Below are 24,656 nucleotides of genomic sequence, written 5' to 3'. Positions count from 1 at the left end.
AATATGTTAAATTTGTTTTTCATTATATTTAATGACTACCTTCTTATTCGTTTATAAACCAAATAAACTAAGAATAATATGAATAATATTAATATGAATGGGAATGCGTGGAGTAAGAATGAATCATTAACTCTATCGAAATGATATTCATTTTCAAAGCCCATATTTGCAGTATCAGTATGGTTTTGTGTTATTTTTGCAAAGTTATACAGTAAATCATAATATCCTATTCTAGCTCCTTCGTATTCAATTGAGTCTGGAGCTTGTCCATGTTCGTCCATATAATTTCTGACTATTCCTCCCATTTTAAAGTAGTCTGAAATTGAATATGTGTCTCTGGTAAATAATGATATTCCCATTGGATTTTCAGGTTCGTTAAATGTTTTAGGAATATCCAATCCATTACCATTTAAATAGGAACTGGTCTGATATAATAATTGTGGGCCGCTATAAGCTCCAAATGGGCCTTTTAACTCTTTATCATCACTGTTTACTACCTCTTTACTTGCATCAGCCATTCCTTTTGGAGAAATCTTGTTTTTCACTACTAACTCATCGGAAAATACTTTGGTATCATTATCATGTGTATTTATGATGTCTACAATTTCCTGAGCAATTTGTTTTGTCATTTCGTCATCGTAGTTATCTAAAACACCGTCTCTGTAGTTATTTGGATATTCTTTTGCTGGCTGAACATAGAATATTCCTGCATTTCTAAGAAGGGTTCCAGGGTCATGAACTCCTGCAAGACTTTCATTTGTGTAATTGTCATCCCATGCTCTTCTGAGATAGTTTGAAGAGTTATCCAAATCATAATCTCCAATATTGACAAAAACAATTTGTTTATCGGAATTTGCACTGTAATTGGCTAATTGTATATAGTTTCCGGCGTCTGATGCTGCCAGATCTATACTTACATCGCTTGTAACGGCTATTGATCGATATCCTTCCCCTGCCGCAGGGGCTTGGTTATCTATTACTACTTGTAGTTCTCCACCACTAAGTTCCTGTATATAGTTTTTAATGGAAGTTATTAATCCTACGTCAAAATCATGGTCAACAATGTTGTCAGTTGTAATGAAAACAGTTTTTGTTGCAGTTACATCCTGTATAACTGGTGCAATTAATAACAATGCCATAATTAATATTGCAATCTTTTTTCTCATGTCTATTACCTTAACTAATTGTATACATTTATTTCTCTTTTATCAATAAAATATTTTTTTCTGGTGTTCTGTATTTTTTTATTTTTCAACAGAATATTTTTTAATAATATCAAATTGTAGGCCTTTATATGGAAAAATTTAAATAAATAATGATTTAATAATTATTTTGAGGATTTAAAGGAGGTTATCTTTTATTTTAAGGTAAATTTAGCAAGATTTTAAAAAAGTTTATTTTAGTTTATAAAATTATTTTGGTTCTGAATTTTGTGCAGATATTTCCTGAAAATATATTGTGTTGGAATGCTACTATATAGCTTTTCTAGAGATTTTTGGAATTACGGTTAAATTTTATATGTTGATTTATTCTTTTTAGAGTTTTAATTAAGGTAAAAAGTTTAATTGCTGGTTAATAACTTTTGTTAATTAATAGTATTTGTCATCGTCCTCGTGTAGGTGATTAAATGTTGAATAAAATTCAAAAGATAATGATTAGCAAAAATTTCCTAATTTCATTGCTATTTGTTTGTTTGGTATGTGCAACATTGGGATTTGACATGGATCATTCTTATGCTGCAGATTTAAATGAAACTGGTGATGAAATGGAAATTGGTTTGGATGTTGAAGATAAGCTAGAAAATTCTCAAAATGAAGTGTTGGGTGTGGTAAATAATCAGGATGATGAAATTTTAGAGGCAAAATCATACACATTAAATGGTGGAAGTTTTTCAGATATTCAGAATGCTGTGGATAAGGCAGTTACAGGTGATAAAATTATTTTAAAGGGTGTTTTTTTATCTAAAAATGATAATGATGGCATTGTTATAAACAAAAGATTGACAATAACCTCGTCATCTTCAGCTATTCTAAATGGCCGGCATGAAGTAGGAATTTTCATGATTGAAAAGGGTGGATCAGGTTCGGTTATAAGTAATATAAATTTTTTCAATGGTGAGAGATATCGTGGAGGAGCAATTTTAATATTGGGTGATAATGTCGTTATAGACAATTGTATTATTCAAAATAACCACGCTCCAATCGGTGGTGGTGGTATAAGTAGTTATTACGATTCTTCAATGGCATTAAATACTGTTGTTAAAAACTGTAAATTCAATTGGAATACTGCAAATTTGGCAGGCGGTGCTTTAGGTTTGTTCGGTAAGAATTCTAAAGTGATAAATTGTTCATTTAATTTGAATCGGGTAGTTGATACAGTCGGAAGAGATTGTTTCGGTGGTGCTATTCAGATTGGTATGGATGAACCTAATTGCAAAGCTTATGTTTTAGACTGCAATTTCACTAATAATTATGTATCTTCAAAAGTTGGCCATACTCATGGCGGTGCTGGATGCATTCGTGATGGGGTGGAATATTCCGGATGCAGATTTATAAATAACTCTGCTGATGAAGGTGGTGCATTAACATATCATGCTTCTGGAAAGTTAAATAATTGTGTTTTCATCGCCAATACCGCTTCTGAATTTGGCGGTGCATTATCTACTGGACTTGTAAATTTTGCGTCAATGGTTTTGAAAATTAAAGATTGTACTTTCATTGAAAATGAAGCACCGTTGGGCGGTGCAGTTCAGTTATGCGGATCAAACATTGAAATCGACAATTCAATTTTCAATGATAATTATGCATCTACTTATGGTGGAGCTATAAATATGGAAGCTACAACTGTTACTTTAAAAGAATCATCTTTTAAAGGTAATATTGCCGAAATTAATGGGGGTGCAGTTTTTACTAAAGGAAAAAACACATTAATTGCCAATTCATCATTTATGAACAACAGTGCAATTCCCGATGTTAATAAATATAATGAAGGTTTAGGTGGAGCAATCTATGTAAAAAGTACCAATACAAACATTGAAAACAATGATTTTTATTATAATACTGCAAGAAACGGCAGTGCTATCTATCTGGATAAATCCAGTGAAAAATCAATACTGTTAAACAATACTATGTATCAAAATCAGGCATGGGTATATGCTTTACCAATTTTCGCCAAAGATATTTATTATGGTGATAGTGAAATCATAAAATCTATCATACATGGAGGAAACAATATTGCTAAATATAATAATCTGGCGGTTTCAAATGCAATATACAATGCCGCTAGCTATTCAAAAATAAAAATTGACAATGAAAATCCTATTAACGGAGCAACTAATGATGGAAGATTATATCAGGATGACCGTGAATATAATATGGAAATTGAGTTAATTGTGGAAAAAGATGGTGGTGCAGTAGTTTATAACAAAACATTGAACTCCAATTATCTTGGTGAGGTTTCAGATGTATTAAACAATTTGCAGCCTGGAAAATATTATGTGACCGCAAGACATTATGAAGATACATACTATAAGGCAATTTCCAATAGGACAACCTTTACAGTCACTCCTAAAATTGACAGTAAAGTCAGAAAATCTCCTTCTTTAGATAGTTATAATTTCGAAGATGTCGTTGTTTGGACATTAAACATTACTAATGCTGGTCCAAATAAAGCAACAGGGGTTGTAGTAAGAGATATATTGCCTGATGGATTGATTTATATTCGTGATGATAGCGGCGGAAAATATGATGCCGCAACAGGTATCTTAAACATTGGCGAATTGGATGTGGGTGAAGAAAAAATTATTAATATTTTCACTGTTGTCAATAAAACTGGGGAAATATCAAACAAGGTAAACGTTACTTCTAAGGAATATGATGTTAATTTAACCAATAATCATGATGAAGCAAAAATTAATATTCCTCCAACCTGTGATTTGGAAGTGAAAAAAATCGCAAATACAATTTTTCCAAATTTCAATGATCTTGTCAAATGGACTATTGTCGTCAGAAATAACGGTCCTGATGTGGCACATGATGTTGTAGCAAATGATATTCTTCCAAAATCTTTAATTTGGATTAGTGATGATGGTAATTATGACCATATATCTGGAATTTGGAATATTGGAACTCTTGGCATTAATCAGGAAGCTAGATTAAATGTTATATGTCGTGTAAACTCTACAGGGTTAATAACAAACAATGTTTCAGTTTCATCCCGTGAGTTTGATTATGATTTGTCAAACAATAATGATTCTGAAATAATTAAAGTATCTCCTGCTTCAGATTTGTCTATTATTAAATCAGTCAACGTTTCTCAGGCGGATTTTAATGATTTGGTTAGATGGAAATTAGTTATCTCAAATAATGGTCCTAATGATGCAACTGGTGTTGTTGTGACTGATATGTTACCTGAAGGTTTTGTTTATGTTGATTCCATATTGGAAAAAGGCAGTTATTCCAATGGTGTTATAAGCATTGGTAAATTAATTGTTGGTGAAAAAGTGACTTTGGAGATAATTTCTAAAGTTAAAACTACTGGAAAATTGATTAATTTTGCAAATATCACTGGAAACGAATATGACCCTAATTTATCTAATAATCAGGATAATAAATCAATATTAATAAATCCTGCTTCTGATTTAGAAGTAGAAAAAACAGTTAATGAAAGCAATCCTATATTTGGTGATTATGTGGTCTGGAGCATAATTGTTAGAAATAACGGTCCTGATGTGGCACATGATGTTGTGGCTCTCGATGTTCTTCCCGAATCCTTGATTTGGATAAGTGATAACAGCAATGGTAAATATGACCCAAAAACTGGTTATTGGACAATCGGACAATTAAATTCTGATGCATTTGTCCAGTTAAATATCATCACATTGGTAAATGCAACCGGTATAAGTCAGAATAATGTTTCAGTTTCATCCAGTGAGTTTGATTATGATTTGTCAAATAATAATGATTCAGACATTATTGAAGTAAATAAAACTGCAGATGTTTCAATCGTTAAGATTGTCGATGACTTAAATCCATATTATGGTAATCTTATCAAGTGGACTTTGATCGCTAAAAACAACGGTCCTAATAAGGCTACTGCAGTATCAGTTCAGGATGTCTTGCCTAATGGTTTAATTTTAGTTGATGCTGTGGCAACTAAAGGATTTTATGATAATGGTATTTGGAGTGTTTGCTGTTTGGAAAATGGTGAAGAGCAATCTTTGGAAATTGTTTGTGAAGTCAATAAGACTGGAAAGATTACTAACTTCGCTTCCATCAGTGCTGAAGAGTATGATCCGAATATTATCAATAATAATGATAATGAAACAGTTGATGTTCCATTAACAGTTGATTTAGAGGTAATTAAACAGGTCTCAAATAAAAAACCGTATTATGGTGAAGATATTATCTGGTTCATTTCTATTAAAAATCATGGTCCTGATAATGCAACAAATGTTGTGTTATATGATGTATTGGATGATAATTTAATATTCAATAGTTATAAAGCATCTATCGGAATATTTGCAGAAAACAAATGGATTATAAATCAATTGAACAGTAAAGAAACTGCTTATTTAAATATTTCTTGTAATGTTGATGGTCTTGGCAGAATTCATAATTATGCTTTTGCAAACTGCAACCAATTTGATTTGGACATGTCAAACAATAATGATACTGAATTTATTGATGCGGTTTCTGTTGCCGATTTATCAGTTATTAAGGTAGTCAATGAATCTACACCTAATTATGGTGAAATTATTAAATGGACAATAACCATTACAAATAATGGTCCAAATAATGCTACAGGTGTCTTTGTAAGAGATAATATGCCTAAAGGATTGACTTTACTTGAAGCTAGTGACTTTATTTACTCTGATGGGACCTGGTATGTTGGTGAACTCTCCGTGGGAGAGGTTAAAAAATTGGATATAATTTGTAAAGTTGTGGCTACTGGAACTTATAAAAATGTTGTAAGCATTCAAGGAAACGAATTTGACCCTGAATTAATTAATAATAATGATGAAGAGTCAATTTTTGTCCCTCCGGCATGTGATTTGATTATAACAAAAACAGCTTCTAAATATTTTTACTCTGTTGGTGATATTATAAAATATTCAATAAAATTGACTAATAATGGGCCTGATAAAGCCAAAAATATTGAAGTTTCTGAAGTTTCTGATGATTCATTAGTATTGAAATCATTCAGGATTTCAAAAGGAAATTTTAATAAAATGACTAACTCTTGGTCAATTGATGAATTGGATAAGGGTGAATCAGCAGAATTGTTAATTAAAGCTGTAGCAACATCTAAGGGCATTGTGAAAAATGCAGTATCAGCAATTAGTGAAACATTCGATTATAATTTGGAGAATAATGATGATGTTTCTATTGTAAATGTCACTGAAAAGGAAAAAGTTCCTAAAAACGATACTCCTAAATTAAATAATCCAAATTCTAGTTATAAAATATCTAATGGAGATAAAATAGATGGGGAAAGTTTAAATTTATTAAAAGCTAATGTTACTGGTAATCCTTTAGTATTTTTAGTAATTTCCGTCTTGTTTTCATTAGTATTTGTAGGAGGTACATTCTCAAAGAAAAGATAATTTAAAGTAGCTTTTATGCTACTACTTTTTATTTTTTTCAAACGATTTTTCAAAAATTTGTAAGTATCAAAATTATTAATTTTTACTATCATTATTTTATTACTTGCGTTATTAAATGCCTAAATACTGCTTCATTTTTCCAATTTAATCAATACATTTATATAAAACTTTTGACAAATATTTAATTAGATATTGATGTATTGATAATTTTTTTTAAAAATTGCATATAGATTCAATATTTTTAATTAATCAAACGAGGTGTAATTATGTCCGAAGAAGAAATGATTGAAGAGACTTCTGAAGAGTTTGTTGATGAAGATGAAGAAAAATTACCTTTCGCTAAAGCAGAAGTTGTCCGTTTAATGAAAGAAAACTTGGACGATGACAAAATGATTAGGGAAAGAGTAAAAGTTGAAATGAACAAATTCTTAGGTGATGTTTTAAAAAATGTATGTAAACAATTAAATGATTATCCATACACTACAATTGAATACGAAATGCTTAAGGAATCTACTTATCCTTACACAAATATTGAAAGGATTAATCAAGAAAAAGAAAGAATCTTATTGCATTTAGAAGCTATTAAAGCTGACTGTAATGCATTAGCTATGGATGTTCAAAAAACTTTAAAATTAAAAGATGTTGTTGAAGAGGATTCATTCACTGACTTTTCAGCAAACAATGATGAAGAAATTGAAGAAGAATAATCTTCTTTAATCATCTTCAATATGAATAAAACCTGTTTTTAATTCATGTAATTCCTCTTCGGGAATTTCTGATATTTCTACATTTTCACTCACAATATTACTTTGTCCGAACGGATCCAAAATAATTAAGGTTGCAGTACCATTTCCTTTTTTTAGTTCTTGAATATGTTTTAAGGTGTTTTTAGCATTTGTTTGTGATTCTTCATCATCAAACAGGTTTAATGCTTTTTTCACAGCACTTTCAAAACGTGTCAAAATACCTTCAACATTTGTCACATATCCTTCTGATTTTGGACCGGGTTCCACTTTAACTCCTGCTTCAGGTATTGAAACAGTCGCTGATTGGGACCTTACAACTCTTACTGATAAAGTGTTTTTATTTATTTCAATAACATATTTTGCAGGGTCATTTTGTTCCAATGCTATGACGTCACTATGTCTGAATCCGCAATGTGGACATTGTATTGTTGTTTCTAAAACTTTACCAAAATGAGGAATTTCAAGTTCTTTCATAATTGATTTTGCTACGCCTTCAATACCGCATGCAGGACATTTAATAATCATTTCATTAATTTCTTCTTCATTCATTTAAAACATACCCTTTTTCTTTTAATTTGTTTGTAATTTTATCTATTTTTTCTTGATTTGAAGCACAGATAACAGTAGATCTGTAGTCTGATAATTCATATAATTTATTTAAATACTCTTTTCTATCTTCATTTTCACTGATAGTTTTAATAAACTTTTCAGCGGATTTAACATCAGAAACTTTAATGTTTCTGACTAACGGTTCTTTAAATCCGGAGATATTGTATGTTATTTTCTCAATTGAGCCATTATTTTCCTTAATGATAATGTTTATAACATCTTCAAGCTCATCAACGTTGTTAATTAGTTTTATTGTTGTGCAGGCCTGATTGATTATGGATAATATGCTGTCGATAGATTTTTCAATTGTTTCTGTGTTAATAACTTCAACATTATTTTTTTCCGCTTGTTTCAGCAAATGGTCATGGATAATTCTATTTTCTTTAAAGAAATCCAGTTGTTTTCCTCCTCTATGGATTTGGACTGCCCGTTTAACGAATCTTTCTTTATGTGATTCCTCATCTGAACTCAATACGAAAAAGTAAATATTTGCATATTCCTTGAACTGTTCAGTATCTATTAAACCCGGAACCAAATGTACTCCTTCAATTATGAGGTCATCGTAATCGGTTATTGCCCTTTGAATTATTTTTTCAAGCGCAGGAATTACATATGCTGCATGTTCATCGAATCCTGCAGATACCAGATCATCATAATTGTTGAAACGATTTTTATTTCTTAAATGTTTATATGCGTCATAAGATGAACTGTGAAGAGCTGGAGCATATTCTTTTCCAATAATTCCACGAACAACAGCTCTAATAAAGTCACTTTCAATTAAATGTTTGATATTTAGTTGTTTGGCTAGTTCTGCAGCAATTGTAGACTTTCCAATTCCAGATGCACTGCCAATCAAAATAACATAAGGTTTTTTCATCCGAATTTCTCCTTTATTTTTTTCTAGTGATACTATATTTATAAATTATTATTCTTAAAACATTTACATTTATTAATATGAAAAATTATATTTAATAATATAATATTATTTTTATGATTTTTTCAAAAATAGTAGGATAATAAATTACAGGGATAATTATAAATTATAACTTATAGGGGTGAAATTGTTGTATTCAGTAAAATCAGTTAAAGATATTCAAGATTTAAATCCATTCATTGTAGTGGGTTGTGGGGGAGGAGGAGAAAAATTCTCCAATCTTGAAGGAATTGAAGCTATTGGCTTCATTGATGATAATGTAAATAAACAAGGAAAAGATTTTTGTGGACATAATGTGGTGGGGAGTCTTGATGAATGTTTAAAGCAGGCTCCAGATGCAAAATCTCTTGTCATCATGTTGCCGATAGGTGCTGAAGGTGCAGCATTAAAATATGCAGTTCAGGCTATCGATGCAGGTCTGAATGTAATAACCTCTTTCAGGTCTTTGTCAGTAAATGAAAACTTATCATTAAAAAAATTTGCATCCTCAAAAAATGTTGTTATTAAGGAAATAGGTCCTAGGTTGGATGTTGTTGAAATGATAGCTGGTACTGCTCCTGAAAGGTCATGTGAAGTTTTACCGAAAATTTCCTATACTCCTAAAGCTCCAGTAATTTTTGTAGGGGGGACCTCTCAGGAATGTGGAAAAAGAACCACTACAAAACAATTAGGTAAAGCATGTATTAAAAGAAATTTAACTCCTGCAATAATTTCTACTGATGAAATGGGATTGGAAGAGCCAACTGATTTTAATTTTAGAGCTGGAAGTTTATCTGCAATGGATGTTCCAGCAGCAGTATTATCTGCTATTAAATATGTGGAAGAGACAAAAAATCCGGATATTATTTTTATTGAAGGTCAATCTAGCTTAACTGAAGATGGAAACCCTCATCCTAGAGGTTTATCTGCAGCAATATTGATAGGTTCTGCTCCTGATGCGGTTATTGTTGGACATAGGCCAAATCATCCTTATAGGGAACCAAGAGGAATCGCTGAAGAAATTAAAGCTATTGAATCTGTTGAACCAACTAAAGTTGTAGGTTTATCAGTCAACCTCAAAAATGCAGATTCAGACATGACTATTGAATCTTTCGAAACTGAATTTGGATTGCCTGCTGAGGATGTATATAACAATGGCGCTGATAAATTATTGGATGCTATTTTTGAATATTTGGAGGAGTAGTTATAATGGGTTTCACTGATAATTTGAAAAGAAGTTTAGGATTCGAAGAAACAGAATCATCTGATAATGAAAAAAACGATGATGGTTCTAGTATTACAGAAATATTTCATGATTTAAGTGATAATATAAAATCTGGAGTTTCTAATTTGCAAAATTCCCTGCAAAATGATTCTCAAGGTTCAATGCCTTCACAGGATTATAATCCTCGTGAACAGTATAATCCTAATTATAATACAAATCATAATTCTATGCCGAGATCCACTCCGGTTTATGATGATTTTGATTATGTTATAACTCCTGAACAGTCATATTATGAAATTGCTCTTATAAGACCAAAATCACTTGATGATGTTAACTATGTTGTTGATCAGGTTATTGAGGAAAAAAATCCGGTCATATTGGATTTATCTTTCTTAGAAAAGGAAAGTCCTGCTAATTTTAGATTGGCTGGAGATAAAATCAAAAAAATGAGAGAAAGATATGGTGCTCAGGCATTATTGCTTGCACGTTCAGAAGAAAAAAATTTAATTATTATTTCACCAAAGAAAGTGAAATTGGTTAAGAAAAATTAAGTAGATTTCATCTACTTAAAAATTTTATATATTTTACTAAAACATATGCTACAATTACTGTAGCTATTACTATTTCTATATTTAAAATGTTATTTAATAAGATATTAGAATCTATTTTTGCTAAAACTCCTTTAGTTGCAAGTCCGCTTATAACGAAAGGGAATGTAAATGCCGCAAAACTCGGATAAAATTCTAAATTTCTGTATTCTATGAATTTGGACAATGCAAATATGTAGAATATGCAAGCAAAAATGTACATTATCAGTAAGAATTCAATTGATATATTATTATATGAATTGATATATCCTACAATTAATATGCTTAAAACAGCAGTAAAAATGCAGATTAATGGTTTGTTGCTTTCCGGAATTTCTCTGTATCTTAAGTATCGGTATATTACTAGAGGCAATGTAATCAGCATGCCTATAAAACCAGCAATGAAAAATATAAATCCTATTTCATCAAGATTGTGTGCATGTGCTGTTATTGCTCCCATTGTTATTCCCACAAACACTATCCAGTAACTCGGATAGACTGTTGAAATATCAAAGTTATGTATTATAAAATGATAAGTGAAATAAATCATTAGTAGAATATGCAATGATATTCCCAATATCCAAACACCATATGCAAAATTCGGCATGAATGATATGAGATATGTAGATAAAATCATTAAACTCATAGAAAAAGTACCTGAATTGCTTGCAATAATCGGATTTTTGAAATCTTCTTTTATTTTACCGGGGTATAAAATTAGTTTGGCAAGTATCAATATTAAGAATATCCCTCCAATTGTACCACATATTACCTTAAAATAAGGGTTATAGTCATTTAAAAGATTTCCGAGGGAAAACAATGCAAGAATTAATCCGCAAATGGGGATTGGTATTTTTTCAATCATGGTTGTATATTATCTTTTAAAAATTAAAAAAGTATTGTTGGAAATCTGATTGCCAACAAATAGTATTTTTTGTGATTATATATTATTTAGATTAAAGAAATTTTCAGCATTTTTATGGGATATTTTAGCTATTTCTTTTTTTTCGTATCCTTTTTTCTGCAGTTCCCGTATTGTTTTTGGAACTGAAAGGGGGTCAGAAGGTTTATTGCTTATGTCACTATTTAACAAGAATTTGTCAAAGCCGTATTCATCTAATATTGATATTGCTTCTGTTTTGTCCATTTTTTGTGGTTGCACAGTTAAACCAAGCATGCAATCGGTATTTATCACATCTTTTATGACCTTTGGATTAATGTGGTCGATAACTGCCTGTTTTTCATCAAGATGTTGGGGCAATATTTTTAAAATTTCGGCAATGACTTCTTTTTTATTTTTTCTTGGTGTATGGATGATAACTTTTGATTTTGTTTCATCTGCAATGTCCAATTGCTGTTTGAATATGTTTAGTTCAGTATTTGTCAAGTCTTCAAGGCCTATTTCGCCAATGGCGATAATTTGCTCATTTTCTATCCATTGGTATAGCATTTCAAAAATTTTTTCAGGATTTACATTTGAATTGGTTGGATGAATTCCTAATGCTACTTTCAGCTCAAGGCCATGTTCCTTAGCTCTTGAGGTATCCAATTCAAGAATCCTATTCAGATGGTTTAAAAGAATCATTTCATGTTCTATTTTGTAAGGATAGTAGCTGCATGTAATTGCAGTGTCTATGCCTGATAAATACATTTTTTCAAAATCTTCTCCACTTCTTGAATCTGCATGCATGTGTGTATCAATCATTTTTATCCTCCTTGTGTTTTTTATCTGCTTTTTAGTATGTATATTATATTTTAAAAAAATATCTCAAAATTCATATCTTTTTATACTTTTTGGTAGTGTTACTTTTTGCATTTGTTCACTTCAATAGATTTTATATTTTCAGTAATAAAAATAATAGAATAAGTAATACTAATAGGTGGTCTTACAGTGGTCGAAAATAAAAATTATTTAGAAAGTTATAAATCAATTTCAGAAGAGCTAAAACACTTGACAAATTCATTATCAAGGATAAAAATATTGGCTACGTTATACGAATGTCCAAAAACTATGAAAGATCTAACTCAGGATACTGGATTAAGTTATAGTTCTGTATCAAGTAATATGCATAAATTGGAATTGGATAATTATGTTTATCGGGAATCAAGTAAATATTATTTATCTAACTGCATGAAATTAAAGATAGAAAATATATTGGAGTTAAATGAAATTATCCATACTTTAAACAAGTTTTTCAACATACTGGACAAGCATTTGGTTGAAATGATTCCTAATGATTCAATAGCGGAATTGTATCTTCTTGGTCAGGCAACTTTGATTGAGTCAAATGATATTGATGCATACAGGACATATAATTATATTGAAAATATTTTACAACAGGCAAATTCAGTTAGGTGTATTTTACCATTTTATTATGAGAAGTTCAATAAACAGTTGGATAATCTGGTTGAAGGAGACAAGTATGTTGAAGCCATTGTATATAAAAACATTTTTCATATTTTTAAAGAGGATTCAAACATTGAGAACTTATCTTCTTTTAATGAAGAAAATAATTTCTTACTGATTCTTACAGATAGTGTGATGATATTGGGTTTGTTTAAGGAAGATGGTTTTTTTGATCAAAACAGGTTACTGGTTTCTAAAAATAAAGATTCAATCAAATGGGCAGAAAACCTATTTGAAAATTTTAAGAATAAAAATAAATGAGTTTTAAACTCATTTATAATATTTTTCTAAATATTCATTCAATTCATCGATAGATATTCTTTCTTGAGCTTCACTGTCCCTGTCTCTTACAGTGACCTGATGGTCTTCAAGGGTGTCAAAGTCAACAGTAACTGCGAGTGGAATACCGATTTCATCAGCTCTTGCATATCTTTTACCGATTGTTCCTGTTGCATCATATTCAACTCTAAATCCGGACATTCTTAATTTTTCAGTTAATTCCTGAGCTATTTCACGAGGTCCTTCCTTATTCACAAGAGGAAATACTCCAACTTGCACTGGAGCTATGGTCTTATTAAATTTAAAATAGTCTTTTTCATCAGTTTCGGTAAATGAATGCAATAATACGGAATAAACAATACGGTCAATACCGAATGATGGTTCTATTACGTGGGGAACAATCTTTTCTCCGGTAATTTCTTCTTCCACATCTTCAAAAATGAGCAATTCCTCATCCACTTCATAAACTTTATCCAATTCAACAGTGAATTTACCATCTTTTTCAAGAGCTTCTTTTATATCTTTGGGATTTGCACTTTCGATTGCCTGTTTTACTTTAGGGGAATCTCCTTTGAAGATAGGTCCGAATTTTGATAAATTTGGTTTGACGATTGTTTTTTGAACTTTTTTAGGTTCGTCATATTCCACGAATACATTTAATTCATCATTACTGAATTTTGAGTGGGAAGATAAATCGTAATCTCCTCTGTCTGCAATTCCAATGATTTCAACCCAACCGTATTTATCGGTTTTCACTTCAACATCCCAACAGTCAAGAGCATAATGTGCCATTTCTCCTTTTAAATGTTGTCTGAATCTTAAAACATCATTTGGAATGCCTATTTCATTTAAAAATTTACGGGCTAAGTATAATTGATAAATCAGCATTTCATTAGCTACAATACCTTTGTCTAGTGCTTCACGTGCAGTAATCTGTATAGGTTCAGTGTTGTTTTCCTGAACTTCCTGTGAGTTTAATGTTAAAATCTCATTTTCAATCTGTGCAAACTTAGGATGGGTTTTATCTTTCGGATTTAAAAATATTTCAGCTTCCGCTTGTGTGAATTCTCTTAGTCTGATAACTCCCTGTCTTGGTGAAATTTCATTTCTATATGCTTTTCCAAGTTGAACTGCTCCGAATGGGAGTTTTCCTCTGAAAAATCTTTCCAAACGTTTGAATAAAATAAATATTCCTTGAGCGGTTTCAGGTCTCATATAACCTACTTTATCTCCTTTCGCACCAATTTCAGTTTTAAACATTAGGTTATAGTTCCAGATATTTGATAATTTACCGCCACATTCGGGACAGGTTATGTTATTGTCAATAACAATTTGGTCAAGCTCTTCATTTTCAAGGCTTTCCACATCTTCACCAATTACCTCTTCAATGATGTGGTCTGCCCTGAACACTTCTCCACATTTTTCACATTTGCACATGGGATCAGTAAAGTTGTCAACATGTCCTGATGCTTTTAGAACTTCTTTAGGCATTACGGTAGGACCTTCAATTTCATAAAATCCTTCACCGGAAACATATTGTTTCCTCCATTTTTGCATAATATTATTTTTCAAACTTGCTCCAAGAGGTCCGTAATCAGTAAAACCGGACACTCCTGAATAAATTTCAAAAGAAGGCCATAAAAATCCTCTTTTTGCACTAATATTGGTCATTTTATCATGATTCATAAACTTTATCTCCTAATCTTTTTTTAATTCATAATCTAATTTAACTCTACTGCTTTCGGGACGAGTCTGACCCATATATTTACTATTTCTATCTGGATGTCCATATGGCACTTCTGAAGGTGTTGTCATTGTTTCAAATACTATCTGACACACTCTTTGTCCGGGATAAAGTGCTACAGGCATTGCACCGATGTTGGAAATTTCCAGGGTGATTTTTCCTTCAAATCCAGGATCTATAAAACCTGCAGTGACGTGCATTGTAACTCCTAATCGTCCCATACTGGAACGGCCTTCAACTCTTGCCACTAAATCTTCCGGCACTTTAACATATTCCAATGTTGTTGCAAGTGCAAATTCATTAGGATGTATTATAAATGCTTCGCCTTCTTTAACGGTTGTTGATTCCATATATGAAGCAATGTCTTCTTCATCTTTCGGATCAATATAAGGTTTTCTAATAACTTTAAATACTTTAAATTCATCTCCAAGTCTCATGTCAACAGAAGATGGTTGTATTTGTTTTTCATCTAAAAGAGGTTCAATAGCTATTTTTTCCTCATTTAAATATTCTTTTATAGTTTTATCACTTAAAATTGCCATATTTTCACACAAGTAGTTTATAATTCTTTTTCATATAAATTATCAATTCTATTGACTACATTTTCAATAGTTTTATCAGTATAATCGATTGTGATTGCATCAAATTTACATGCATTAACGCAAAGACCACAGCCTTTGCAGTTATCATAATCAATGGAAATTTTATTGTCTTTTAAACTAATTGCCTTGAACATACAAACTTCTTTTAAACATTTCTTGCACATTCTACAATTTTCTTCATGAAGTTGGACTGTTATTCCATCAAGTTTCTCTAGCTTGTCACTTATGTCCGTATCTAAATTCGGATAGACTTTCCAAAGACAGCAGCATGGACAGCAGTGGCATATTGTAAGTAATCCTTTTCCAGGTCTCACATTCATCCAAACGGTATCAATTTTATTTCTTCCAATAATATGACTTAAACCTGCTGCATCAGCTTTATCTACTTGAGCCAATGCCTCTTCCACAGTTGCAGATTTTCCAATATTTTTTGGAATTTTTTTGGCAGTCGGTCCAAGGAAAATACATCCTATATCCCGTGGATAGTCTTCACATTTATTTGAAGTTCTGCATAAGCAGGAATTCATGATTACAATGTCGTCGCAACGTCTGATGACGTCCTTAATAACTTCAGTTGGCAGAAATTCGGAACCTTCTGATTCAATTTTCTTATTAATATTGATTGTATTGGGAATTACTACAATTTCATCGTCCTCAAAGAGAAGTTTATCTATGAACTTTTTATAAATTCTTGATTTTTTTGTGATTTCAGCTATCCTAAATCTCCAATTGAAAATATACTTAAGGACAAATATGCTGATGTCCGCAAAACTTATTCTTCTCATTGTTCACCCAACTTATTTTTTACTCGTCTTAAAATGCCTTTGAATGTGTGTGCTTCTCTACCTGTTATGAAGGCTCTTGAGATAATGTTATTAAATGTTTTCAATCCATTTTTCTTTTTATGTTCTGGAATATTCAAGAAATCAATTATTTCCTTCATATCATTTAATAAGTAATCTTTTTCTAGAGGTGTGCTTTCATTTAAACCTTCCACTCCATATTCGTGCTTATTTTTAAATAATTCATAAAATATTATTGCTGCTGCATGGGATATGTTCATTATTGGATAGGTGGGATCTGTAGGAATGGAAACACAGATATCGCAGTCATCAATTTCTTTATTTGAAAGCCCGTCCCCTTCTCTTCCAAATAATATTGCTATCTTATTTGAGACATTCAAGGACTTTCCTAACTCTTCCGGTTTTATAGGTATTCTAGAAAGATTATAACTTCCACCAGCCATTCCTGTAGACGCAACTTTAAAATCAATCCTTTTTGATTGGTAAAATTCATCCAAAGTTTTATAAATCTTCGCATTTTCAACAATGTATTTTCCATGTGTGGCTTGATAATATGCTTCATTTGTTAATTTTGGAGGATTTATAAGTACTAAATTTTTCAATCCAAAGTTTGCCATAGTTCTTGCAAGAAATCCAACATTTCCAGGAGTTTCACATTCCACAAAAACAATATAAATATTTTCCTTGAAAAAACTCACTTCTTTTTCTTCATTTTCACGTGTAAGTTTTGCTCTTGCAGTTCCTCGGGACTGACTCCTTCCTTTGGATTTTTTTGTAGAAGTTGATTTTTTTTCTGCTTCGCTTTCTTCCTTTTTTTCTGGTGAACTTATTGCATTGGTTTCCACGACTTTTTGTTCACTTACAGCAGTATCTCCTATATTAATCAACTCCTAATTTGGTTATTCGTAAGATTTTTTCAGTAATTCAAGCATGTGCATTGTTTGTATGTTTTCACAGCCGATTTCATTTAATCCGTCTTGAATATTTAATTTGCAGAATGGACAGATGGTAATAACTGCATCTGCACCAGTTTCTTTTATCATTTCTGCTTTGGATTTTGATAAATCCATTGCAATTTCAGGTTTTCCTGATTTTATCCCTCCTCCGGCTCCGCAGCATTGACATGGATATTTCATTTCATTAAACTCGACTCCGGGAATCATTTCTATAATTTCACGGGGTTGGTCTTTTATGCCTTGTCCTCTGCCTAAATGACATGGGTCATGATAAGTAACAGTCATGTCAACTTCTTTTAATTTACTGGTGTCCAGTTTGTCCACTAAAAATTCACTAATGTCCATTACATGCAGTTTTGAACCGAATTCGGGGTGGTTATTTTTAAGTGTGGATCCACAGCCTGAACATATTGTAATGATTGTATCGTAATCCTTAAAAACTTCTTTATTTTTATCGACAAGGTTCTGAACTATTTCAGTTTGTCCGGTTCTTAGAAGTGGGGAACCGCAACAAACCTGACCTTCCGGAACATCAATATCAATTCCATTTTCATTTAAAACATCAATTAATATTTCGCCGATTTCCGGGAATTTGTAGTCAACCATACATCCGGTAAAGAATGCAATTTTTGAACCTTTGTAGTTTTCAACCTGTTCAATGAATGGAATTTTATCCGTTTTTACAGATCTTCCACTTTTTAAGATGTTTTCTTTAAAGGCCACATGTTCTGGAAGAGGTCCTGAACCGTTAGCGACTGCAATTGCTCTCATTTTTTCGATTGCATCACCAAATGTGTTTATGTTTTTAGGACAAACAGACAAACATTTTCCGCAACTGGTACAGTTATATAATCCTTCATCGAGTGCCTCCTTGAGTCTGTCGAAGTTTTCTCTAGGGTCGGTTTCGAATTTGTTTATGTATCTCATCAAGTATGGTCCACCAAACTCTTCAGTTGCTATATTGACGACCGGACATGTTGAAAGGCAGGAATAACATTCTATACAGCTTCTCACTTTCTTGGTATCTTTTGTGTCTTCTTTTGTTATTGAAGTATCGAGCTCATTGCATTTATGGTCACATTGAAGGGATAATTCCAAATCTTTAACTTTAGCTTCAATACTTGATTTATCAACAATCAAATCTTTAATCACTGGGAAATTCAACGGTTCAATTATTGCCCCATCTTTAATCTCTTTTTGACAGGCAAGAGCACCATTTCCTTTAAATAGTATGCCACATGACCCGCATTGTCCTGCTCTACATGAACTTCTAAAACTGATGTCTGCATCATATTTTTCGTTAATAGCTTGAAGTGCATCTAATACTTTCATTTGAGGTGTTTTTTCGATTTCATAACACTCTAAATGAGGTTCTTTGTCAGTTTCGCTATTGAACCTTGAAACATATACTTTAATCATCATTTCCCTCCAACATTATTAAAAGCTTATAAAATATTATAATATAATATTTGTATCCTAACAAATATATTATACTTACTATTGTTGTTGTAAAAATATTGCTCTCATATGATTTCGGCTATTTATTATTTAATTTGTAAAAATTTTTACATTTCATAAATTTTGTTTTTTTATTCAATAACTTGCAGAAATATCGGTTAATTCAATAAAACCTTAGCAATGTATTTTTTAAAAATTATTTAGGTTTAGTTTAATAAATGCAGTTGACAAATCAAAATCAATTCACCAAACTAATGGGGATTAATAAAATGTGACAAGTAGATGACAATGGGGAAAATAATATATTGAAACTGATACGGTATCATTTATTTTGTTTTGTTTATTAACTAGTTGTAAATTATTTAATTTGTAAATATTTCATCTATTTCACTTAATAATATATTTTACATTTAAATACTATTAAAGATAAATAATCTTTTGGTGATAATTTTGTTAGAAGCATTTTTGCCGTTTATAGGTTTAATTATTTTTGGGAATATTGAAAACCTGATTCTAGCATCACAAGGTGTTGTTCAGGGTGCTGATCCTAAAATATTAGGTGGATTAAGTATTATTGCTGTAATAATATGGTTAACTATTGGGACTTTAGCTACCGAAGTGGCAATCCAATATTCAAACTATATTACATTTATTGGGGGGCTTGCAATAGTCATATTGGGTGTCCAAGCAATTCATGGTGCTGTCCAAAATATTGAAAAAAAAGAAAGAGGCGAGAATAATGGTTAATTTAAAAGACTATGCTCCATTTTCTGGTTTGATTATTTTTGGGAACATAGAAAATTTAGTCCTAGCTTCACAAGGTGCAGTTGCGCATGTTAATCCGTATATTTTAGGGGGATTAAGTTTAATTGCAGTAATCGTTTGGTTCCTGCTTGGAACATATGGGACTAAAGTTGCTATCAAATATGCCGATTATATTGAAATATTCGGTGGAGTAGTTATCATTATTTTAGGTTTCCAGTCCATGATTGAAGCTTGTGGAGTAAATCTTTTCCCTTAATTCTTTTTTTTCCTTTTATTTTTTGTTTTTTTTTTCTAAATGGAGGGTGTCCGCCAAAATTGATTTTTAATTTTTTGTCGAAAAAATTTTTGGCTTAATTTTCATTATTTTCCATATTTTTAAACTAATTTTTATTTATTTTATTTAATTTAAGTTTATTATTTTTTAAATTGTTATTTGGTTTTATTTTATTTTTATTTTTTGTTTTTAATGATTTTAAGATAGTTAAGTTTATATACTTTGTTGTACATATTTTATATTAGGTATAAGTTGTTTTGGTGTTGTTATTTATGGTTAAAAGAAAATTTGATAGGAATCAGACAAAATTGGGTATTAAGACTCTTGATTGGAACGTTCCAGAGAATCATATTTCTCATTTTGTTGTGGAATTTGTTGAAGAAGTTTTTCCACTTTTAAATATTAAAGAACCGAAGAAAAAGAAAGGAAGAGACTCTCTTCCAGTAGATTCAATGTTAAAATTGCTAATTTATGCTAAAATCCAACATATTGATAGAACATCAATAATTGCAGACATGGCAAGATACCATGACATATTTAAATACGTTTGTGATGATATCAGACCTTCTGAGAGATCAATTCAAAGATATCGAAGAGAATACGGCCAGTATTTCGAAGTATTATTGCAAATGACCTTAAAAAAGGCCTTTGATGAAGGATTCACAGAATTTAATCACGTTGCCATTGATGGAACCATCAAAAAAGCATACAATTCCAACAACAACACAATCACCAAAAAAGAAACACAAATATTAGTCGATTACTATGAAGGACGACCAATCGACCCTCAATGCCTTGAAAAACTCCATAAACCAGCCCAAAGATTATTGGAAAAGAAAGACATGAATGATGAAGATAAATTAGAACTATTATATGGAATAGAAACACAGTTCACATTCACAGGACAAGACAGAATACCAGTAAACGATATTGAAGCAAGATTTATGAAAGGAAAGAAAGGAAACTTCATGGTTGCCTATAATATCCAATCTGCAGTCGATTACGACACTAAATTAATCTGTGCAATAAACGTCACACAAAACCCTACTGACCATTATGAACTCCCACCAATCGCAGAAAGAGCAATAAGAAACATACAAACAACACCAAAATACATAAGCGCCGATACAATATACTTAAATCAAATAAGCTTATCATACTTAGCAGATAAGAAAATTAACGGATTGATACCAACAAGAAAACAATCCAAAGAAAAAATCGGAAAATTAAACGAAAATCCATATCACAAAGACCATTTCGACTACGATTACGAATTAGATGCATTTAAATGTCCAGAAGGAAACTATTTGCACTTTTTTGCAAAATATATCGAACCACACAAAGACCCAGAAAAACCAGACAAAATAAAAAGACTCTACAACAATTACGAAGCATGCAAACACTGCCCTGCACGAAACAAATGCTGTTCAGACTCACAAACACACAGAACCATCACAGAATACGGATCAGAAATGCAAAAAGCAATGAACCAAAAAATGGAAAAACAAGAATATAAAGACGAATACGCCAAAAGATCAAGCGTTGAAGGACCATTTGGAATATTAAAAGAACAATTCCAAATAGAAAAAGAAGTAGTCATCGGAATGGTAAAAACAGAAGAAAGAATATGCTTAGATGCACTTGCATATAATTTAATACGACTACATAACATAAAACAAGAAATAGAAAACACAACAGAAGACCTAGAAGATTTCTGCGAAAGCACATCCATAAAAAACCAATTAAAACTCGATGTAACAATATTTTAAAAAAAATCAACAAGTCAGCCAAAATTCAATTTTGGCGGAACCCAAACTTTTTTATACTTTTTTTATCTAATATTATTTTATGAATGAAATTGCAGTTACTATTTTATCAATCATTATAATGATTGGGTTGGGATATTTCCTTAAAAGGATTGATTTTTTAAGTGAAAAGGACATAGACCCATTCAATAAGATAGTGATGTATATTTTACTTCCCTGCATGATTTTTCATGCTTTGTACTCTGCTGATTTATCATTAATCTCTAAACTGGGAATATTGCCTCTAGTTATTTTGGCTTCTTCAGTTGTTACGGGTATAGTTTCATTTTTTATTTTAAAACAGTTGAAATTAGATGATATTACACTGTGGAGTGTATTGGTAACTGTAATGATTGCGAATACTGCATTTATGGGTTATCCCGTTACTTTAGGTATTTTTGGCCAGGAAGGTTTTTTAAGAGCCATATTCTGTGATATTGCCACATTATGCATTTTTCTAATCTTGTCTTTTGTGCTGATTTTAAAGTTTGGCGGTACAGTCAAGACTGCAGTAAAAAAGATTACATTTTTCCCGCCGTTGTGGGCTGTGATTTTAGGGCTTGTATTTAATTTTATCAACATTCCTATAGGGCCTGTCATTGACAATACTGTTAATTATCTAGGTCAGGGGGCTATTCCTTTAATCATGATTGCCTTGGGTTTGTCTATTGATTTTTCAGCTATCAAAAGAAGCAAATCCATGATTGTTTTTACTTCAATCATGAAACTGATGTTTTTCCCTATTGTTGCCTTTGTTGTTGCAACACAGCTTGGGCTGGTTGACCTTCAGTTTAAAATTTCCATTGTTGAGGCCGCAATGCCCGCAGGGATGATGTCATTGTTACTTGCAATTACATATAAACTTGATTATGAGTTGACCTCGGACTGCATATTGATCAACACTGTAATCTCTTTGATTACACTGCCGGCAGTAATCATGTTAATTTAGAAAAAAAGTATAAATTTAAATTAACCTAAATTTATCATTTAATCAAAAAAGGAAAATTATCCTTTATTTGACTTAATACTTTAAATTTCACGTTAATTTTAAATTTAAAGCTAATTTTAAAGAGATTTTCTCTCATAGTATATAAAGTTTACTCCAAGCTTTTTATGGATAGCTTTATATATGTGTATTAACTACATTAGTATATCTAATACTATGTAAAAATTTTTACAAACTAATTTTAAATTGCAATTTTTTATATATATTAGATATTTTTCACGACTTGTACAAGGTGAATTAAATATGGCAGAAGAAAAAATAGATAATGAAGAATTAAGGATAGGTGTTTACGTCTGTCACTGTATTTATTAATTAATTAAAAATTTAAATTAATATTTTATTTTTTCATTGTTCCATATGCATTAATTTTATTACTAATTTTATATAAATAATATAATAAAAAAAATAATAAAAGTGTATTCAATAGAAACACTTATTTGGAAATGGTTGATATGGGACTTACTGATTATATTAAAACTAGATTATTGAATAATCGTGTGGAACAGTATAATACTAAGCGTAGCTATTGGGGAGAGGATGAAAGGCAGCCTAGAACTGATGGAATCAATACTGGTCTTGATTTGATTGATGCACTTCCTCCAGTGATTAATAAAACTATAGCTAATGCACGTTATGCTGTTAAGCTTGACGGTTATACTTCAGGTATTTTGAAAAATAGAATTGATAAAGCTAATGTAAATCTGGTTCTGGTGGACAAGGACAACAAGCTTTCAGCTGAACAGAAATTGACTTTGATCCTGTGGGCGAGAAAGATTGACATCAGCCAAGTTGCTAAAAATATCCTGCAAGGAGGGATGGTCGATGGTGAGGGTGTTATTAAACCTGTAGAGCGATGGGACAAGGATATTGGGAAATACATTAAACCTATATTTTTAGAAATCGGCGCCACAGGTTATGGCCTTAAGAAAGAGTTTAATGATGATAATGAAGTGCAGCTATATCTTCATGAAATGCCTAAGGATGTTGTTAATGGAAGTCCTGAAGAGTTCAATAACTTCGTTAGTGTTGAAGAGGGAACATTAACGGTCCAATACGAGCCGGATGAGGTTATTAACTTCATGTATAATGAAATCTATTCTGAAGCTCAAAGCATTATATTGAATTGCCTGGACGATATCTATCACAAGTGCAATCTTGAAAGAAACCAGGTAGAGAGAATTAATAAGGATAATATTATTGAAGTAAAGCCTGCAATGGACGCTAACGGCCAGCCTTACATTACTGAGCTTTCATCCACAGCTAAAGAAAATCTTTATGCTGATTATGGTACAACTGCTGGAAGTAATGTAGCTATTGTGCCTCCAGGTATTGAATCTAAAATTTTGGGGGGTAACAACTACCAGTCAGACTATACTAGGCAGACTGAAATCTTTAGAAATAATATTTTAAGGACTTTTGTAACTCCTCAGTCTCAAGCAGGTAATGAAAGGTCTAACCAGAATGTGGCCGAGTACATTAACGATTCAGCTATTACTGGATTCATTGTTAATGTGGCAAATGACCAGAAATGGGTTTTAAAACACTGCAATGAATTGTTAAAAAGGCAGAGGGATTTAATGGGCATTAAAGAAACTTATGATGTTTACTTCAGCTATTCAAGAGATGATGTTGTGAAATATGTCATGGAGCTTTCAGCTGAAGGTGATGAAATCTATAAGAATTATCTCAGTAACTTTGAAGAGGAGCAGCCTGTCGGTGAGAGAATTGTTAGTGAAAGCGGTACTGAAATATAATAAAGATTTATATAAAATAAGTAATAAATAATATAATAATTAATATAATAAAAATGTGATAATGGACTCTTTCAAAAACTTTGTTGATTTTCAAAATCCTTTTTGCGATTGTCATTCCA

20 protein-coding genes are annotated in these 24,656 nt (G+C 31.4%); 10 read left to right on the top strand and 10 right to left on the bottom strand.

Annotation, left to right across the window (positions count from 1 at the left end; genetic code table 11):
* Nucleotides 1-35: 35 nt before the first annotated feature.
* Nucleotides 36-1,166, bottom strand: a complete 1,131-nt coding sequence (locus Q0P94_RS01585) for an adhesin (protein ID WP_295113015.1) — start codon at nucleotides 1,164-1,166, stop codon at nucleotides 36-38.
* Between the two features lie 461 nt (nucleotides 1,167-1,627).
* On the opposite strand from Q0P94_RS01585, the gene Q0P94_RS01580 reads away from it, so the two are divergent.
* Both Q0P94_RS01580 and Q0P94_RS01575 read left to right on the top strand, forming a co-directional pair.
* Nucleotides 1,628-6,604 (top strand): hypothetical protein, encoded by a 4,977-nt coding sequence (locus tag Q0P94_RS01580; protein ID WP_295113012.1) that lies wholly within the window; start codon nucleotides 1,628-1,630, stop codon nucleotides 6,602-6,604.
* Between the two features lie 266 nt (nucleotides 6,605-6,870).
* Nucleotides 6,871-7,311, top strand: a complete 441-nt coding sequence (locus tag Q0P94_RS01575; RefSeq protein ID WP_295113009.1) for a hypothetical protein — start codon at nucleotides 6,871-6,873, stop codon at nucleotides 7,309-7,311.
* Between the two features lie 6 nt (nucleotides 7,312-7,317).
* On the opposite strand, the gene Q0P94_RS01570 is transcribed toward Q0P94_RS01575, so the two are convergent.
* Complete coding sequence (locus tag Q0P94_RS01570; RefSeq protein WP_295113006.1) at nucleotides 7,318-7,899, bottom strand: ZPR1 zinc finger domain-containing protein; 582 nt, start codon at nucleotides 7,897-7,899, stop codon at nucleotides 7,318-7,320.
* Entirely contained in the window at nucleotides 7,892-8,836 is a 945-nt protein-coding gene (locus Q0P94_RS01565; RefSeq protein ID WP_295113004.1) for a 3H domain-containing protein, read from the bottom strand. The genes Q0P94_RS01570 and Q0P94_RS01565 overlap by 8 nt, the downstream gene beginning before the upstream one ends.
* A gap of 187 nt (nucleotides 8,837-9,023) precedes the next feature.
* Between Q0P94_RS01565 and Q0P94_RS01560 the strand changes: the two genes are divergently transcribed.
* Both Q0P94_RS01560 and Q0P94_RS01555 read left to right on the top strand, forming a co-directional pair.
* Entirely contained in the window at nucleotides 9,024-10,076 is a 1,053-nt protein-coding gene (locus Q0P94_RS01560; protein WP_295113002.1) for a DUF1611 domain-containing protein, read from the top strand.
* Between the two features lie 5 nt (nucleotides 10,077-10,081).
* Complete coding sequence (locus Q0P94_RS01555) at nucleotides 10,082-10,648, top strand: cell division protein SepF (protein ID WP_295112999.1); 567 nt, start codon at nucleotides 10,082-10,084, stop codon at nucleotides 10,646-10,648.
* 7 nt (nucleotides 10,649-10,655) lie between these two features.
* Here Q0P94_RS01555 and Q0P94_RS01550 read toward each other — a convergent pair whose 3' ends face one another.
* Together Q0P94_RS01550 and Q0P94_RS01545 are read right to left on the bottom strand one after the other, a co-directional pair.
* Complete coding sequence (locus tag Q0P94_RS01550; protein ID WP_295112997.1) at nucleotides 10,656-11,549, bottom strand: TDT family transporter; 894 nt, start codon at nucleotides 11,547-11,549, stop codon at nucleotides 10,656-10,658.
* A 75-nt stretch (nucleotides 11,550-11,624) separates the two neighbouring features.
* Entirely contained in the window at nucleotides 11,625-12,389 is a 765-nt protein-coding gene (locus Q0P94_RS01545) for a TatD family hydrolase (protein ID WP_295112995.1), read from the bottom strand.
* A 186-nt stretch (nucleotides 12,390-12,575) separates the two neighbouring features.
* Here Q0P94_RS01545 and Q0P94_RS01540 point away from each other — a divergent pair, with 186 nt between their 5' ends.
* Nucleotides 12,576-13,352, top strand: a complete 777-nt coding sequence (locus Q0P94_RS01540) for a winged helix-turn-helix domain-containing protein (RefSeq protein ID WP_295112992.1) — start codon at nucleotides 12,576-12,578, stop codon at nucleotides 13,350-13,352.
* A 9-nt stretch (nucleotides 13,353-13,361) separates the two neighbouring features.
* Here Q0P94_RS01540 and glyS read toward each other — a convergent pair whose 3' ends face one another.
* The 5 genes from glyS to tfrB are packed head-to-tail and all read right to left on the bottom strand — an operon-like array spanning nucleotide 13,362 to nucleotide 18,894.
* Nucleotides 13,362-15,056: a glycine--tRNA ligase gene (gene glyS, locus Q0P94_RS01535; RefSeq protein ID WP_295112990.1), complete on the bottom strand. Its 1,695-nt coding sequence runs from the start codon at nucleotides 15,054-15,056 to the stop codon at nucleotides 13,362-13,364.
* A gap of 12 nt (nucleotides 15,057-15,068) precedes the next feature.
* A complete protein-coding gene (gene dcd / locus Q0P94_RS01530; protein WP_295112987.1) occupies nucleotides 15,069-15,656 on the bottom strand; it encodes a dCTP deaminase in 588 nt (195 codons plus the stop codon).
* Between the two features lie 17 nt (nucleotides 15,657-15,673).
* The gene (locus Q0P94_RS01525) at nucleotides 15,674-16,501 is read right to left on the bottom strand and encodes a 4Fe-4S binding protein (protein WP_295112983.1); all 828 of its coding nucleotides are present in this window, start codon (nucleotides 16,499-16,501) and stop codon (nucleotides 15,674-15,676) included.
* A complete protein-coding gene (locus Q0P94_RS01520; RefSeq protein ID WP_295112980.1) occupies nucleotides 16,498-17,406 on the bottom strand; it encodes a TrmJ/YjtD family RNA methyltransferase in 909 nt (302 codons plus the stop codon). The genes Q0P94_RS01525 and Q0P94_RS01520 overlap by 4 nt, the downstream gene beginning before the upstream one ends.
* 12 nt (nucleotides 17,407-17,418) lie before the next feature.
* Nucleotides 17,419-18,894: a fumarate reductase (CoM/CoB) subunit TfrB gene (gene tfrB / locus Q0P94_RS01515; RefSeq protein ID WP_295113183.1), complete on the bottom strand. Its 1,476-nt coding sequence runs from the start codon at nucleotides 18,892-18,894 to the stop codon at nucleotides 17,419-17,421.
* Between the two features lie 489 nt (nucleotides 18,895-19,383).
* Between tfrB and Q0P94_RS01510 the strand changes: the two genes are divergently transcribed.
* From Q0P94_RS01510 to Q0P94_RS01490, 5 genes are all read left to right on the top strand, one after another.
* Nucleotides 19,384-19,680: a hypothetical protein gene (locus Q0P94_RS01510; RefSeq protein WP_295112977.1), complete on the top strand. Its 297-nt coding sequence runs from the start codon at nucleotides 19,384-19,386 to the stop codon at nucleotides 19,678-19,680.
* Nucleotides 19,673-19,954, top strand: a complete 282-nt coding sequence (locus tag Q0P94_RS01505) for a hypothetical protein (RefSeq protein WP_295112974.1) — start codon at nucleotides 19,673-19,675, stop codon at nucleotides 19,952-19,954. Before Q0P94_RS01510 ends, Q0P94_RS01505 begins: the two co-directional genes overlap by 8 nt.
* A 290-nt stretch (nucleotides 19,955-20,244) precedes the next feature.
* The gene (locus tag Q0P94_RS01500; RefSeq protein WP_292744737.1) at nucleotides 20,245-21,741 is read left to right on the top strand and encodes a transposase; all 1,497 of its coding nucleotides are present in this window, start codon (nucleotides 20,245-20,247) and stop codon (nucleotides 21,739-21,741) included.
* 79 nt (nucleotides 21,742-21,820) lie between these two features.
* Nucleotides 21,821-22,726 (top strand): AEC family transporter, encoded by a 906-nt coding sequence (locus Q0P94_RS01495; RefSeq protein ID WP_292744735.1) that lies wholly within the window; start codon nucleotides 21,821-21,823, stop codon nucleotides 22,724-22,726.
* Nucleotides 22,727-23,235: 509 nt separating this feature from the next.
* Complete coding sequence (locus tag Q0P94_RS01490) at nucleotides 23,236-24,537, top strand: hypothetical protein (RefSeq protein WP_295112969.1); 1,302 nt, start codon at nucleotides 23,236-23,238, stop codon at nucleotides 24,535-24,537.
* Nucleotides 24,538-24,656 lie beyond the last annotated feature (119 nt).

Source organism: uncultured Methanobrevibacter sp. (genome assembly GCF_946184425.1).
GTDB lineage: Archaea > Methanobacteriota > Methanobacteria > Methanobacteriales > Methanobacteriaceae > Methanocatella.
The sequence above is the reverse complement of the archived record's forward strand: the minus strand, read 5'-3'. Positions and strand labels throughout refer to the sequence as shown.

Excerpts from the sequence above, each read along its gene's own strand:
- Q0P94_RS01585 (WP_295113015.1), bottom strand. The coding sequence starts at position 1,166 with ATGAGAAAAAAGATTGCAATATTAATTATGGCATTGTTATTAATTGCA.
- Q0P94_RS01580 (WP_295113012.1), top strand. The coding sequence starts at position 1,628 with ATGTTGAATAAAATTCAAAAGATAATGATTAGCAAAAATTTCCTAATT.
- Q0P94_RS01575 (WP_295113009.1), top strand. The coding sequence starts at position 6,871 with ATGTCCGAAGAAGAAATGATTGAAGAGACTTCTGAAGAGTTTGTTGAT.
- Q0P94_RS01570 (WP_295113006.1), bottom strand. The coding sequence starts at position 7,899 with ATGAATGAAGAAGAAATTAATGAAATGATTATTAAATGTCCTGCATGC.
- Q0P94_RS01565 (WP_295113004.1), bottom strand. The coding sequence starts at position 8,836 with ATGAAAAAACCTTATGTTATTTTGATTGGCAGTGCATCTGGAATTGGA.
- Q0P94_RS01555 (WP_295112999.1), top strand. The coding sequence starts at position 10,082 with ATGGGTTTCACTGATAATTTGAAAAGAAGTTTAGGATTCGAAGAAACA.
- Q0P94_RS01550 (WP_295112997.1), bottom strand. The coding sequence starts at position 11,549 with ATGATTGAAAAAATACCAATCCCCATTTGCGGATTAATTCTTGCATTG.
- Q0P94_RS01545 (WP_295112995.1), bottom strand. The coding sequence starts at position 12,389 with ATGATTGATACACACATGCATGCAGATTCAAGAAGTGGAGAAGATTTT.
- glyS (WP_295112990.1), bottom strand. The coding sequence starts at position 15,056 with ATGAATCATGATAAAATGACCAATATTAGTGCAAAAAGAGGATTTTTA.
- dcd (WP_295112987.1), bottom strand. The coding sequence starts at position 15,656 with ATGGCAATTTTAAGTGATAAAACTATAAAAGAATATTTAAATGAGGAA.
- Q0P94_RS01525 (WP_295112983.1), bottom strand. The coding sequence starts at position 16,501 with ATGAGAAGAATAAGTTTTGCGGACATCAGCATATTTGTCCTTAAGTAT.
- tfrB (WP_295113183.1), bottom strand. The coding sequence starts at position 18,894 with ATGATTAAAGTATATGTTTCAAGGTTCAATAGCGAAACTGACAAAGAA.
- Q0P94_RS01505 (WP_295112974.1), top strand. The coding sequence starts at position 19,673 with ATGGTTAATTTAAAAGACTATGCTCCATTTTCTGGTTTGATTATTTTT.
- Q0P94_RS01500 (WP_292744737.1), top strand. The coding sequence starts at position 20,245 with ATGGTTAAAAGAAAATTTGATAGGAATCAGACAAAATTGGGTATTAAG.
- Q0P94_RS01495 (WP_292744735.1), top strand. The coding sequence starts at position 21,821 with ATGAATGAAATTGCAGTTACTATTTTATCAATCATTATAATGATTGGG.
- Q0P94_RS01490 (WP_295112969.1), top strand. The coding sequence starts at position 23,236 with ATGGGACTTACTGATTATATTAAAACTAGATTATTGAATAATCGTGTG.